Here is a 14,218-nt window from a genome sequence, read left to right as displayed (position 1 = left end):
TAAAACCCCCCCTACAGCATCAAAAACACTTGCACTACCTTTGCTACCGGACACGATATTAGATCTTGCATAACACATCAATCGATTCGATCCGCTCTGGGATTAGGCTGACATTAATTGCTGGATGCGCTGTGGTTCCTCTCCCAGCCAATCCGGATTTCGGGCAGTGCCGTCAAAAATTGATGAGGTTTTGAATGGCTCAAACTCGCCGCGTGATGCCGCTTGTGCCGTTTTTGCTAAGAGACTTCGCACCTGAGAGTCATTCATTGGCTGGAATGTCCGCACCGCTTCAAACGCTTGAGCGAGAATCTCCATGCTGTCAATTCCCGTAATCACAACCGATGTGGGCAGATTCAGGGCATAGTGCAGACACTCAATCGGCGTTACCGTATTTGACCCTAAAAGAATCCCGTTTGCCATGCTTTTCATCCCCAGAATGCCGATGTTTTGTTTGACCAGTTCCGGCACAACTAGCTTCCCGAAGCTGCGGAAGTGGGCATCCATCACATTCAGCGGCAACTGCACCGCATCAAACTTAAACCCATACTCGGCTGCAACTTCCAGCATGTACAGATGAATCTGGGGGTGTTTGTGTCCGGTGAAGCCAATGTATCGCAGCTTGCCAGCTTGACGCGCCTCAATCAAGGCGGCATTTGCCCCTTCTTCGTCGAACACTCGATGGGGATCTTCGTAGCGGATGATTTCGTGGTGCTGGACGAGATCGATGCAATCAACTTGCAAGCGTTGTAGTGATTCGTCTAGCTGCCTCGCGGCTTCTTTCTTCGAGCGACCGTCAATTTTCGTCATCAGGAATACTTTATCTCGGTAGCGATCGCGCAGCGCTTTCCCCATCCTAATCTCGCTGGCTCCACCGTTATAATCCCAACAGTTATCCATAAAATTGATGCCACGATCGATCGCAGTGCGAACAATCCGGATAGCCAGTTGCTCATCAACATGCTTCAAGCTGAGGTGCCAGCCACCGATTCCGATCGCGGAAACCCTCTCTCCTGTGCTGCCGAGAGTTCGGTATAGCATTTCTGAGTTTGACATACTTCCTGACATCTGTTCTTCTTTTCTGGCAGATATTGCTTAACTAGATATAGCTATGAGCCAATTCCAACCCAAGGAAAAGTTTACAACATCTTCCTATGGGCACAATAGACCTGGCTGTACCAGGCTGCACAATCATCTTAACAAGCCTACTAACGATTGCAGTTGATCATCCCTGGCTCCACATCTTTCATCAGACATAACTGGGGAGTTTTACCAAACGTGATTTGCTATACATTTAAGCGTTGTGTTGCCAAGGATCCGTTTAGGGGTAAAAGTTTACTGGAAATCCTAGCGGCGAGCGCTATTATTACTACCTGAGTGATAATTTGAATCAATTGAAAGTCTTCTTTTTAGGAAATTTATGACAAGGTTGTTAAATGAGATTGCTCGTTGTCCTCACGTACAGTTTTGTATTCAAAATCCGTCAGTTGAGTATCCATGTCGTCAGGTTGTTTTTTCCCAGTCACCTTCCACCCTGAACGAATACCAAGTCAAAGAAGCAGAAAAACATTGTGTTGAAACTTATTTGCAAAAAGTATGGGAAATAGCATCAGCACGGGTTGTTGTAGTGCTTGGAAGGTGGGCGACAGAGGCAATGCACTCTCAGTTTGAGATTCCTAAAGATGTTGCTCTGTTTGCGCCGATAGCGATCCGTGGTAGAGAAAAGCTCATTACTTTCCTTCCTCACCCAAATGCGCGAAAAGTCCGCTCTTTTGCCAAATGTCTAAAATCCGATCAACTTGAAAGCCTACGTGCATTTTTGCGTTAGTTCCAACACAAATGCAAAATCCTTCGGGTGTAGCTATACAGGCAAAGCCCGCAAGACAAGGGCTAGTTCCTCTTTTGAGCCTGGGTCGGCAGGCTTAGTTTGTATAGCCGCAGGCTTTAGCCTGACGGCGCTTAGCGTTAACAGGACTTACGCACCACGAGCCTAGAAACCCGGTTTCGACCGTCGATCTCTGGTTGCCAAACCAACGATTTTTCGTAGAAACCGGGAACTTGTGCGTAAGTCCTGGTTAAGTTGACACCAGTGATTAAAATGTAACCATCGCTACAAGTTTTCCATATAGGATATCTTGACCCAAAAGTGCAAGGTGTAAATTTTTATACGTAGATGATTGAATGACGGCGGAAAATCATCGTTCCCAAGGTTAAGCTCACACTATACTCGAAAAGTTAGTGTGGGAGGATGTCAAAGAAAATCTTATGAGTGCTGAAATTATTTGCGTCGGAACTGAATTACTGCTGGGCGATATTCTCAATACCAACGCCCAGTTTTTAGCCCAGCAATTAGCTGACTTGGGAATTCCTCACTATTACCAAACGGTTGTAGGGGATAATCCGGGGCGAATTAAACAGGTAATGGAGATTGCTTGCTCGCGCTCTTCTATCCTAATCTTCACCGGCGGTCTTGGCCCCACTCCCGATGACCTGACCCACGAAACCATAGCCGACTTTTTTGGCACACCCCTGGTAGAAAAACCGGAAATTATCGAAAATATCGCGGAAAAATACGCCCGTCGCGGGGGCGAGATGGCTCCTAGCAACCGCAAGCAAGCTTTAATTCCGCAAGGTGCAGATATTCTAGCTAACTCTTTGGGAACCGCCCCCGGTATTATTTGGCAACCCCGCCCCCATCTCATAATTCTCACTTTTCCAGGCGTCCCCTTAGAAATGCACCGGATGTGGCAAGAAATCGCCGTCCCCTATCTTAAAAGCCAAGGTTGGGGTAAAGAAATTATCTACAGCCGGACGTTAAAATTTTGGGGGATTGCGGAATCTGCACTGGCTGAGGCAGCAGCTGATTTCCTCAATCTATCAAACCCTACAGTTGCCCCTTATGCCAGTCGGGGAGAAGTCAAGTTGAGGGTTTCGGCACTAGCTGAGTCTGCCTCCGCTGCCAACTTAATAATTGAACCCGTAGCACAACAACTGCAACAAATTGGCGGGTTAAATTATTTCGGTGCTGACGATGATACCCTGGCTTCGGTTGTGGGGAATCTGCTACAAGCATCTGGGGAAACTCTCAGCGTGGCGGAATCTTGTACGGGTGGCGGTTTGGGATACATGTTGACCACGGTTGCCGGGAGTTCAGCTTATTTTATGGGAGGCATAATTTCTTACGATAATTCGCTAAAAATTAACCTTCTAGGCGTTAATTCAGAAGATTTAGCCACCCACGGTGCTGTCAGCCATACGGTAGCCAAGCAAATGGCAAAAGGCGTGCAAAAACGCTTGGGAACAACCTGGGGATTGAGCATTACGGGTATTGCAGGTCCAGGCGGCGGTACGGATAGCAAGCCCGTGGGTTTAGTTTACATCGGTCTGGCAGCGCCAAGCGATCGCGCAGAAAGTTTCGAGCATCGCTTTAGTCCCCTGCAAGACCGCGATTTGATTCGCCATTTCAGTGCTTCTACGGCTCTCGACCACCTGCGGCGTCAGTTATTGTGTAATTAGGCGAGAAATTCACAATCTACCTTAACGATTTTGGATAAGTTGGTTATCATAAAGTAAAGAACTCAATACTTAGACTCCCTGTCATTGAACTAATTTCAGTATCACAGTATACAGAAATAATTGGGTATTTGAGTTTTAGCCAACCTCCCTAGCGAAAGCTTGGGTTTTCGCCAGAGAGCGAAGTAAGCAGCCTGTATTCAAGGAGTAGTCTGTTCAATGGACTTCATCGAAGATCTACTGGAAAAGGTGAGAGAATGGGCGCGGAAAATTATCGAAGCGCTGCTGGGACCAGAAGTGCAACCAGAACCAGAACCGATTCCCATTCCGGTCAACGATCCAGGACGTCGTCGCTAGAAAACTCAGGCACGGATTAAGTTAAGCAATTGCAGCAACTAAGTGTTCTGGTACTGCACGGCCCGAACCTGAACCTGCTGGGACTAAGAGAACCAGGAGTTTATGGGCGCGTGACATTGGATGAAATCAACCGCCTGCTGGAAACAGAAGGGCATTCTTGGCAGGCAAATGTTTCGACGCTACAGTCGAATCATGAAGGCGTGCTGGTGGATGCGATTCACTCTGCACGAGAGCGTCATCAGGGAATTTTGATCAACCCTGGGGCTTATACTCATACCAGCGTGGCAATTAGAGATGCGATCGCAGCCGTTGCCCTTCCCACGGTTGAGGTACACCTGAGCAACATCTATCGGCGCGAGGAATTCCGCCATCACTCATATATCGCACCTGTGGCGATTGGGCAAATTAGCGGGTTTGGTGCCGAAAGTTATCGTTTGGGATTACAGGCGCTGATTCACCACATTAGGCAGAATCAATAAGAATAGCAAATTTTAGATGGCAGATTTGAGATTAAAATTGAATCTAAAATCTAGAATCTAGAATCTAAAATCTAAAATCCAAAATCTAAAATGGTCTAATGCGGTATTCCCTTTTGAGCCGGTTTCGCGGTGCCTTGCTGGGGACTGCGATGGGAGAAATTTGGGGCGCTTACGGTGAGTCCTGGCAGCTCGGTCAACCCCAGTCTACACCCCCGTCTGGTTCGGGACGGTTGGTGGTCAAGGGAACCGAAGGATTGATTCGACGGGGAAGACTCGATTTAGCCGATTGGCAAGAGTCGGCGGGGGAAAACTCCGGCGAAGCGTCGGTTAATCCAGGGAAATCCCCGGCACGGCGTCGCAAGGATAAAACCAAATCCGCCTCAAAAAGTGACGGCGTTAAGGGTTATGGGGCGATTATTTCTGCCGTGCCAGTGGCTTTATTCTTCCATGAAGATGAAGCAAAACTGCGACAAAACTTGCAGCAGGTGGCAGATGTTTGGCAAGATGATTCGGTGTTAAAGGATGGGACGTTAGCGATTGGATATGCTATTGCAAGTGCGTTAAAAGAAAAACTCAATCGCGATACCCTAATTCCTCAAACCATCAGCTATCTGGATGCCGAAACGCCGCTGGTAAACCAACTGCGACAAGTGCAAACTTTATTAGAACAAGGCGCGCCAAAAGAAATGGCGCTAAATAAACTAATACCGCGTCAAACAGCGCCACCGGCTAATTTTCCGGTGGCGTTAGCGTTTTACTGTTTTTTGAGTACGATAGAAGACTTGCGTCTTTCTGTGCTTCGTGCTGCGCGCTGTCCGCAAGCGCAGGTGACTTGTGCGATCGCCGGTGCGATATCTGGGGCGTACAATAGCGTTGCGGGCATTCCCCCGGCGTGGCGTTTGGCACTCGAACAGCAAAAAGGCGACACTTCGCCTTTAGCAACACTTTGGGGTATAAATTCAGAAGCAGAACTGTTGCGACTGGCAGCGCGTCTTTTAGCAACTTGGTCAGGCGTTTACGATGCGGAAAAATTTCTCATCGACCCCAGTCAAGTTTTTGCCGTGGGCGCACCCCAGACGATCAAACCCCGTTAAATTATATAGCAGGTGAGCAGAGTAGAAATCAACTACTAACTCAAGTTGCTAGTTATCTCAAACCTGCGGCTAATAGCTAATGGCTAATGGCTAATGTCAGGATATTATTGTGAGCTTCTCTCTCCCAATTAGCAATTAGCAATTAGCAATTAGCAATTAGCAATTAGCAATTAGCAATTAGCAATTAGCAATTAGCAATTAGCAATTAGCAATTAGCAATTAGCAATTCCCCCTATGTCTGAAGAACAAAAACCTCAACTACCACCCACTGAAGCTATCCAAAACTTGCTTAACATTTCAGGGGATAGCTGGTTTGAATATCCCGTGCGGGCGCAACCTCACCACACAGATTATGCTGGTGTAGTTTGGCACGGTTCTTATATTGCTTGGATGGAAGAAGCGCGAGTCGAATGCTTGCGCTCACTTGGTATTGAATTTGCCGATTTGGTAGCGCTAGGTTGCGATCTGCCAGTGGTAGAACTTTCAGTGCGCTACCATCGCGCGTTGCGACTGGGAATGACAGCAGTTGTGAGGGCGCGCATGTTAGAAATAACTGGGGTTCGTCTGAATTGGGATTACCAAATTCAGTCGCTTGATGGACAGGAACTCTATGTAACGGCGAAGGTGACATTGGTCGCAGTAGATATGGAAAAAGGCAAGATTATGCGACAATTGCCACCAGACGTAAAAGATGTATTTGCGAAACTGACAGGGAAAATATAAAGCATGGAAAATCCGGTTTGATAACCCCGCTGATAGCTAGAGATTGTTTTAATTGTTGTATTTGTTAGTCTGTCAAATGTGCAAGATTACAATCTGGTAGGACTTCCTTGCCCACTCTTGAATCCTGCTGTACGGTCAACAATTTATTCACCTGAGAATGATTTTGACGGGTCTTGCGTCATAATTGGGTAAGATGTATCTTAGGCTACATCTTAGGTAGCACGGTGCAAGATGAAATTAAGGAATTTATCTTAGAAAATCCTCAGCCGCGAGTTCGTTATGCTAAAACTTAGATAAATGTAAGTTGTGACGTTTTAATGCTAAAGCGTAACAACTTGCATTTTTCACCAAGAAATGTCGCAAGGATGCCCACACTGTACCGATAGGTCAAGCGATCGCTTTTACTGGTGCAAGAAATGCGATCGCAGAGGTTAGCTCAGCTGATCTAACTCGATCAGGACTTACGCACGAGGAACCTATCACCTTTGTTTCTGCGTAGATCTCCCCTTCCAAAGCAACGATTTTTCATAGAAACTTTGGTGTTTGCGTAAGTCCTGTCGATGTTCAGATTCCTGTAGCCAAGCTGTTTTCTAATATTTTGTTACATATCCCGTCCCCGCCTCTGGAGCGTCAGCCATCTGTAGCAAACTTAAAGAGAAACCATATTAGGGGGAGCGAAAATGCCTCAGTTTATAACTAGCAACTTGCGTTATTACCCACATCATGCCCAAGAATGTACAAAGGGAGCGATGCCAGTTAACCGCCCCTCAGAAATTTCCCAAAATGATAATGTTTCCCTAAATCCGAGATAAAATTTCCTCGGCAACTCGTTCTGCTGATTCCAGCGCCGATTCCATCCCAGATGAAGAAATTGCTGTATGTTCTCCTGCAAAATGAATTCTCTGCCAAGGCTGTGCCATAATCTTTTGAAATCGGCGGATTTGTCCTGGAATAAAATAGGAATAAGCGCCACGGGCATAAGGATCGCGCCCCCAAGAAACGACTCGCACAATCTCCAGATTCTGCTCAATTCCCGGACGAATTTGTTGGAGTTGCGCTCGCACAAGTTGCTCTAATCCTGTTGAACTCATGGCATCTAATTTTTTAGCATTATCACCACTCACCCAACAAACAAAGCTTTGCACATTATTCTGGCGATCGCGCAGTGGAAAAATACTCTGTAGTGCCGAATCTGTCCACATCATCGGCGGATAACCATCTTTTTCTCAAAAGCGATCGCGTACCGTGAAGCGAATTTGCGTTACTGCGGTATAATTTAATCCCTTAACCGCCTCAGATTGTAGCGCAGGCAAACCCGGTGTAATTTCCACATCCCGCAATACCGAAAAAGGCAGAGTGACGATTACATAATCAGCCCGAAAACTCGATCCATCCACACAATGAACCTCTACACCGCTATCAAGAGAACGAATTGCCTCTACTACTTTATTCAACTGCACAGGAGACTTCAACGCCGCCGCCATTTTTTCAGGTAAACGGCTATTTCCATCCCGAATCCGTAAGGGCTGTTGACCAAGATTTCTGCTGCGCTGATCGTTCCGCAACGCCCATAAAGCCGAGGCTGTCTCCAAGCTATTCGTTCGGGAACCTGGGTTAAAGTTGATCAAACGCAAGGCTTCTGTCGAGGCTCCGGCGCGGCGCAGATAATCATCCAAGGGAATATCCAAATCAGCATATTCAGGTTTTGTCCAAGCTGTCTCATTCTCCAAAGGATTCTTTTGTTGGAGGTAGTAACTGAGCAACAATGGAGGAACTATCTTACGTTCATTTGCTGTTAACTGATTTGCAGTCGCCCCAGCCCAATCTTTCGGCAATACAGCTTGTCCTCGCACATACAGTAACATTTCCTTATCTAAACCGACAGATGGTTCTAGAGGAACTTGCAACCGTTCCGCCACAGCTAACAAACGCTGATATTTTTCACTAAACGATTGCCCTCCAGCTTCCGGCTTCCCTGGAATATCATTGTGAGTATGAACGCGACCACCAACGCGATCGCGAGCTTCTAAAACTGTCACCGATAGCCCTTTGGCTTCTAATAGCAGTGCCGTATATAAGCCCGAAAGCCCCGCACCGAGAACCAATACAGAAGTACGTTGGCTAGCAGATACCTTGAGTTGTTGGGTGGCTCGACTTAAAACGAGGAAGGAGAGGACAGACTGACTCAATCCTCCGATAAAATCGCGGCGATTTAACTTTTTGCTAGTCATGTCCTCATAACCGTAAATTTACCTGCCTTTTCCGAATTTACATAACCAGCCCCAAACAAGCAAGTGTCGCCAGATCGCTTAACTGGTCCTATGTACCGTTGCAGCATTCCAGCTTGAATCCTGAATTGGAGAGGCTTCCCGGCTATTGAAGCCAGCCGGGAAAAAGTATCACCAAGTATAATTTGCCATACTGCAATTTTTTATGAAGTTTTATAAATTTAGGGATTGAGAAAGAGAGCGATCGCACTGAAGCGCCACTAAGGCACTAAAATAGCTAAAGGAATTAATTAGTATCAGGAACAAAATGTCTGAATCACAAGCAACTAGCGTGAGTTTTCCAAAATTATGGCTGCTGGTCGGGGGATCGAAACACAGAGACCTGATGCTTTGTTTACCGATCCCTTCGCGGCAAAGTTAGCAGGTCCAGAAGCCATTGAAGCTGCCATTCCCCGCTTGGAAGAATATGAAAAACAAGGGAGGCCATTTGCATCCGTTCGGACTCGCTTTTTTGATGATTTCTTAAATAAATACTCTCAGCATATACGGCAAATCGTTCTTTTGGGTTCGGGAATGGATACAAGAGCTTTTCGCCTGAATTGGCAACCAGGAACTCATGTTTATGAAATCGATAATCCCGATGTATTGGATTATAAAGAATCCGTTTTAAGCGGGATTGTTCCTCACTGTACTCGCCACTCAATTTGTGCTGATTTAAAAGAATCAATTTGGTCTAAATTGCTGATCGAACAAGGCTATCAACCCTCAGAACCATCCATCTGGCTGTTGGAAGGATTTCTCTATTATCTCAACCAAACAGAAGTCGAAAATCTCCTAACAGCTATCAATAATTTATCTGTAGCAGGAAGTTATTTCGGGGCTGATGTCATGAACGCAGTTGTTTGCAATGGCTCTGATGCATGGGCTAAATATTGGCAATCCAGTTGTGACGAACCTGAATCTTTTTTTGCTGCTTATGGTTGGAAAGCATCAGCCATTCAACCAGGGGAAGAGGGGGCTTCTTTTGGGAGATTTACTTATCAATTTCCCGCCCGTAATGTTCCTGATGCTCCACATATCTTTTTTGTCATAGCTGTCAAGGAAGATTAATATTTATTAAATAGCCCAAACCAAAAAATTTTTACTAGGAGAAAATGGTCTCTGATTCTTCCCTTAGCTATCCTAGCTTTTGGCAGCGTAGTTGTTAACAGCCAAGAAACATCATCACCCAATACTTACACTCAATCTGTCACCCGTGAAGTTTTAGCTAGTGGCTATCCTACGCAAGACCAAAAGCAGATTCTTGAGCTTGTCCGCTATACCATTGCACCAAGAACAAAACTCCCTACTCATACTCATCCGGGAATGCAAATTGAACGAGTAGAGGCGGGAACTTTAACTTATACTGTTGTGGCAGGAGAAGCTAAAGTAACGAAAGCTAATGGCACAGAATTGATTCTGCAAGCAGGGAAAACTATACAGCTGACAGTCGGAGATGCTTTAGTTGAATCTGCTGGAATGGTTCATTATGGAGAAAACAAAACAGACAGCCCGGTTATTCTTTTGTCTGCTTCTCTATTTGATGCTAATCAACCAAAAGCTATTTTAAGCAATCCTGAATAAAGCAGATAAATAAAACTGCGTGTCACAATATTTAACGCAAGGGATCTCCCGTACTTAGGGTGATAAATTTATCTAATCATTCGTAGGTTGGGTTGAGCATAGCGTTACCCAACCCTCTCCGGGCTAACTGGGTTTGAGCCTATTTTCAAGATAAGTTTTGTTTAAGTCCCGGTAGGATGGATGAGGTGCGATCGCCCGACTATTGTAGAGTGCATCAGCATTTATTTAAGATTTATTAAATAAATCTTAATTTAGATAAATAATTGATAGAATAACAATCTGTTGGTGTAAAATTTTGTATTGAGATTTAATTTGAGGACGCAAGTTAGATTATGGCAATTTTCTTGGGCAAAGGACAAGGCATATCACTTAGCAAAACCAACCCCGGTCTTTCCGAAGTATTTTTAGGTCTAGGATGGGACGTTCAATCTAATAAAGATGTCGATTGCGATTTAGATGCCTTTGCATTTCTTTTGGGTGCTAACGAAAAGCTAATTTCTGACTCTCATTTAGTTTTTTATAATAACCTTACAAGCCCCGATCCAAATCAATCAGTGCAGCACATGGGAGATAACTCAACAGGTGTAGGTGAGGGCGATGATGAAGCGATCAAAGTTAATTTAAAAAAAGTACCTGCTGAAGTCCAAAAAATTATTTTCGCTGTAACAATTTTTGATGCAGAAGAACGCAAGCAAAATTTTGGACAAGTAAAAAATGCGTTTGTGCGCTTAGTCAACGATCAGACCCAAGAAGAAGTTCTACGCTACAATCTGGTAGATAATTACTCTGGTGCAACAGCACTGATCGTGGCTGAACTATATCGCCAAGATGGAGGATGGGCAATCCAGGCTGTAGGCAAAGGCTATAAGGGTGGCGCTCAAGAATTAATCGATAGTTACACTCGTCAACAGGTTATCAACTGGCGGTATCGCGCTCCACAACCAAAAAGATAAACGAGTAACCGGGGCGGGTTTATTGATTCTTTGCCCTGACAGCAATTATCTCTCGTAAAACCCGCCCCTACAACATAAAAAACACTTGCACTACCATTGCTACCGGACATGATATAACTGCTACTTAACATTCTCAGCGGCACAGTCTTTGAAGTTTAACGGGAGATGAATTGCGACCTTTAGATAGCATCCCACAGATTTAGTATTAACTCAAGTTGCTAGTTACATCCCTTGGCAAATCAACCCGGTTTCAAGGAATTATCGGGGGTTTGACGCTAAAGAAACCCGGTTTCTCTCTACTCAGAAACCGGGTTTCTGACTGGGGTAATGGGTAATTGTCAAGAGTAGACTGCCAAATCATCGAATTACCAATTACCAATTACCAATTACCAATGTCACAACTATTAACTAGCAACTTGAGTTATTATTTACCAGTTACCATTTCCCTTTCCCAAATAATTTGGGGAATTTGAACTATTTGCTGCCAAAGGCGATCGGGGCCGATGCCAAAGGCTAGCTGTAAAATTAGTATGATGATGGCGACTGAAATAGCGGTGGTAATCGTTGCTTTCACAACTTTGAGCAACCAGGTTAAAACTAACCCAGCTACGATTAAAGCTGCAATCCAAATAATTAAATCTACTGGCATAAGTTTTGCCTGTTTTAACTAATTACTTCTGCAATCGAGCCACAGAGGATATGAGATGAATCTTACCTCGATTGGCATTAATGTAGAGACGTTACATGTAACGTCTCTACATTAGACTTATGCAAAAAACTAACTCTTTGACAGGCGAGACGCCTATCCCACAAGAGTTATTGTCGAGGTCTATTGGTTATTCTAACGAACTGAAACCACGCGATCGCTTAAAACCTGACTCGCTTCCAAGACTTGCCGCCTTGCCCATTCATCCGCTGCCAAAATATCATCTAAAGAAGGATTTGCCCGGTTATCTGATTGATGTTTATCGCACACCCATTCTATACAGCGGGGAATATCCAAAAATCGGATTTTTTCTGATAAAAATAGCTCGACTGCCTGTTCGTTGGCTGCATTTAATACCGCTGGCATCGAACCTCCTGCCCTTCCTACGGCATAGGCTAATTGCATACAGGGATATTTTTCATGATCGGGTTCCCTGAAGGTAAGATTGCCAGCTTTGACTAAATCCAACCGTTGCCAATCAGTATAAATTCGCTCGGGCCAAGATAGGGTATAAAGTATGGGCAACCGCATATCAGGCCAACCTAATTGGGCTAATACTGAAGTATCTTGCAGTTCGATCAGCGAGTGAATAATGCTTTGGGGATGGATGACAATTTCGATGTCGTCGTAGTCCAAACCAAAGAGGAAATGCGCCTCGATCACTTCCAGTCCTTTATTCATCAGCGTGGCGGAGTCTACGGTAATTTTACGACCCATCGACCAGTTGGGATGTTTCAATGCGTCTGCTACCGTAACTTCTGATAATTTTTCCACAGGCCAATCTCGGAATGCACCCCCAGAAGCGGTAAGTAATATGCGCCGCAAACCTTTATCTGGGACGCCTTGCAGGCACTGAAAAATTGCTGAATGTTCCGAGTCGGCAGGTAATAGCTTGACGCCGTATTTTTCTACAAGAGGATTTACGACTGGGCCGCCTGCAATTAAAGTTTCTTTATTGGCGAGGGCGATATCTTTGCCCGCTTCGATGGCGGCGATGGTGGGTAATAAACCGGCACAACCGACAATTCCCGTGACGACGGCTTCGGCATCGCCGTAGCGGGCAACTTCGATAATACCCGCTTGCCCAGCTAGTAGTATAGGTTGCGGGTCGAGGTCTGCGATCGCTTGTTTTAGTTCGGGCAATTTTTCTGCATCGGAGATGGCAGCAATTTCCGGTCGGAATTGCCGGATCTGTGCCGCCAGCATCGTCACATTGCGCCCTGCCGCTAATCCCACGATGCGGAACCGATCCGGGTACTGCGCCACGATATCTAACGTTTGAGTCCCAATAGAGCCTGTAGAGCCAAGTAAAGTTATTGGTTTCACAATTGTTTAACAATCCCATCGCCATCCACTATAAATTGCTTGGGGATCCCATGGACAGGTGAGCAGGTGGGCAGGTGAGCAGAAGGGCAGGTGAGCAGTGGGAAATTTAGCCATTAGCCATTAGCCATTAGCCATTACCCATTAGCCATTACCCATTAGCCATTAGCCATTAGCCATTAGCCATTAGCCATTAGCCATTAGCCATTAGCCATTAGCCATTCCCTACAGCACAAAGTTGGTTGCCTTTAGGTTCGATCGGATACCGGAAATTTTAATTTATGTCAAGATTATGTGAAGTTTAGCGGCGTTTGATTTATCCTTTCAAATACATCATCGGTTGCTCTGGGATCTGGCACCCGTCTCATCACCCAGTAGGCAATTAAAATAAATCGGCGATTCGCCCTTGGTGTTTGCCCATCAAGGGATTGAGTAGGAATGTTGCATTAGACATTTCTGCACCGGGTGCTATATCTGGCAGTTCAGCCGAAATAATATGCTTCACCTCCATTCGACCTCAAGAGAAAACAACCTCAAGGGCAGGCAGGATGCCCACCCCACAAGAGATATGGTCGAAGTCTAATAACTGCATCAAAATCGCGCTTTGATTAAGGAGATGTTTTTATGACCCAAGATTGCGCTTCCCGCTTTTTTAAAGCCGCACAGCAAGACGAGGCATTACAAGTAAAACTCAAAGCCACCACCGAGCCAGAAACTTTCATCAAGATTGCCGCAGACCAAGGCTATCACTTCACGGCGGAAGAGTTGCAAGCTCAGATTGAAAAATTACCCCCAGAAGCAATAGCATCTATGGTTAATCCGGGGGTGGGACCTCGGCTTCACCTGGTACGCCGATGATTGTTCAAATCTAATGCATCTGGCAAAATTACGATCCTGTTGGCGAATCAATCGGTGGCACAACCTGTAGGGGCACGGCACCAGCAACTATTGTTCTCAAAACAGAGAACGTCTATACTGCCGTGCCCCTACCTGTTGGCGAATCAATCGGTGGCACAACCTGTAGGGGCACGGCACCAACAAATATGATGCTCAAAACAGAGAACGTCTATACTGCCGTGCCCCTACCTGTTGGCAAATCAATCGGTGGCACAACCTGTAGGGGCACGGCACCAGCAACTATTGTTCTCAAAACAGAGAACGTCTATACTGCCGTGCCCCTACCTGTTGGCGAATCAATCGGTGGCACAACCTGTAGGGGCAC

Annotated in this window: 14 protein-coding genes and 2 pseudogenes; 11 read left to right on the top strand and 5 right to left on the bottom strand. The window is 45.6% G+C overall.

Translation table 11 applies throughout. The features are described from left to right. Window positions 1-102: 102 nt before the first annotated feature. A complete protein-coding gene (locus tag MiSe_RS32795) occupies window positions 103-1,065 on the bottom strand; it encodes an aldo/keto reductase (protein WP_307731586.1) in 963 nt (320 codons plus the stop codon). A gap of 352 nt (window positions 1,066-1,417) precedes the next feature. On the opposite strand from MiSe_RS32795, the gene MiSe_RS32790 reads away from it, so the two are divergent. The 6 genes from MiSe_RS32790 (at window position 1,418) to MiSe_RS32765 (ending at window position 6,163) form a co-directional block, all read left to right on the top strand. Further along, a complete protein-coding gene (locus tag MiSe_RS32790) occupies window positions 1,418-1,825 on the top strand; it encodes a hypothetical protein (RefSeq protein ID WP_226588018.1) in 408 nt (135 codons plus the stop codon). Between the two features lie 437 nt (window positions 1,826-2,262). After that, window positions 2,263-3,513, top strand: a complete 1,251-nt coding sequence (locus tag MiSe_RS32785) for a competence/damage-inducible protein A (protein WP_226588016.1) — start codon at window positions 2,263-2,265, stop codon at window positions 3,511-3,513. Window positions 3,514-3,729: 216 nt separating this feature from the next. Then, entirely contained in the window at window positions 3,730-3,867 is a 138-nt protein-coding gene (locus tag MiSe_RS32780; RefSeq protein ID WP_226588014.1) for a hypothetical protein, read from the top strand. Window positions 3,868-3,896: 29 nt separating this feature from the next. Further along, window positions 3,897-4,346 carry a type II 3-dehydroquinate dehydratase gene (gene aroQ, locus MiSe_RS32775; protein WP_226588012.1) on the top strand — a complete coding sequence of 150 codons (450 nt, stop codon included), beginning with the start codon at window positions 3,897-3,899 and terminating at the stop codon, window positions 4,344-4,346. A 98-nt stretch (window positions 4,347-4,444) separates the two neighbouring features. Continuing rightward, complete coding sequence (locus MiSe_RS32770) at window positions 4,445-5,440, top strand: ADP-ribosylglycohydrolase family protein (protein WP_507770228.1); 996 nt, start codon at window positions 4,445-4,447, stop codon at window positions 5,438-5,440. 234 nt (window positions 5,441-5,674) lie between these two features. After that, window positions 5,675-6,163: an acyl-CoA thioesterase gene (locus tag MiSe_RS32765; protein ID WP_226588008.1), complete on the top strand. Its 489-nt coding sequence runs from the start codon at window positions 5,675-5,677 to the stop codon at window positions 6,161-6,163. 797 nt (window positions 6,164-6,960) lie between these two features. On the opposite strand, the pseudogene MiSe_RS32760 reads toward MiSe_RS32765, so the two are convergent. Then, window positions 6,961-8,394: pseudogene (locus MiSe_RS32760) on the bottom strand (flavin monoamine oxidase family protein). A gap of 345 nt (window positions 8,395-8,739) precedes the next feature. Here MiSe_RS32760 and MiSe_RS32755 point away from each other — a divergent pair. From MiSe_RS32755 to MiSe_RS32745, 3 genes are all read left to right on the top strand, one after another. After that, complete coding sequence (locus MiSe_RS32755) at window positions 8,740-9,501, top strand: SAM-dependent methyltransferase (protein ID WP_226588007.1); 762 nt, start codon at window positions 8,740-8,742, stop codon at window positions 9,499-9,501. A 27-nt stretch (window positions 9,502-9,528) separates the two neighbouring features. Next, entirely contained in the window at window positions 9,529-10,014 is a 486-nt protein-coding gene (locus MiSe_RS52265) for a cupin domain-containing protein (protein ID WP_307731588.1), read from the top strand. 332 nt (window positions 10,015-10,346) lie between these two features. Next, the gene (locus MiSe_RS32745; protein ID WP_226588005.1) at window positions 10,347-10,967 is read left to right on the top strand and encodes a TerD family protein; all 621 of its coding nucleotides are present in this window, start codon (window positions 10,347-10,349) and stop codon (window positions 10,965-10,967) included. Window positions 10,968-11,391: 424 nt separating this feature from the next. On the opposite strand, the gene MiSe_RS32740 is transcribed toward MiSe_RS32745, so the two are convergent. The 3 genes from MiSe_RS32740 to MiSe_RS51350 all read right to left on the bottom strand — a co-directional run bounded on the left by MiSe_RS32740 (window position 11,392) and on the right by MiSe_RS51350 (window position 13,501). Further along, window positions 11,392-11,616, bottom strand: coding sequence for a hypothetical protein (locus tag MiSe_RS32740; RefSeq protein ID WP_226588003.1), 225 nt, complete (start codon window positions 11,614-11,616; stop codon window positions 11,392-11,394). Between the two features lie 192 nt (window positions 11,617-11,808). Next, window positions 11,809-12,999, bottom strand: a complete 1,191-nt coding sequence (gene dxr / locus MiSe_RS32735; protein WP_226588001.1) for a 1-deoxy-D-xylulose-5-phosphate reductoisomerase — start codon at window positions 12,997-12,999, stop codon at window positions 11,809-11,811. A 379-nt stretch (window positions 13,000-13,378) separates the two neighbouring features. After that, a complete protein-coding gene (locus MiSe_RS51350; protein ID WP_264196746.1) occupies window positions 13,379-13,501 on the bottom strand; it encodes a hypothetical protein in 123 nt (40 codons plus the stop codon). Between the two features lie 119 nt (window positions 13,502-13,620). On the opposite strand from MiSe_RS51350, the gene MiSe_RS32730 reads away from it, so the two are divergent. Continuing rightward, complete coding sequence (locus MiSe_RS32730) at window positions 13,621-13,854, top strand: Nif11-like leader peptide family natural product precursor (protein WP_226587999.1); 234 nt, start codon at window positions 13,621-13,623, stop codon at window positions 13,852-13,854. A gap of 122 nt (window positions 13,855-13,976) precedes the next feature. Next, a pseudogene (locus tag MiSe_RS32725) lies at window positions 13,977-14,218 on the top strand (hypothetical protein); the annotation flags it as partial.

The organism is Microseira wollei NIES-4236 (assembly GCF_020521235.1).
In the GTDB taxonomy this organism is placed as follows: domain Bacteria; phylum Cyanobacteriota; class Cyanobacteriia; order Cyanobacteriales; family Aerosakkonemataceae; genus Microseira; species Microseira wollei.
Note: the sequence above shows the minus strand (reverse complement) of the source record. Positions and strands in the feature narration are given on the sequence as shown.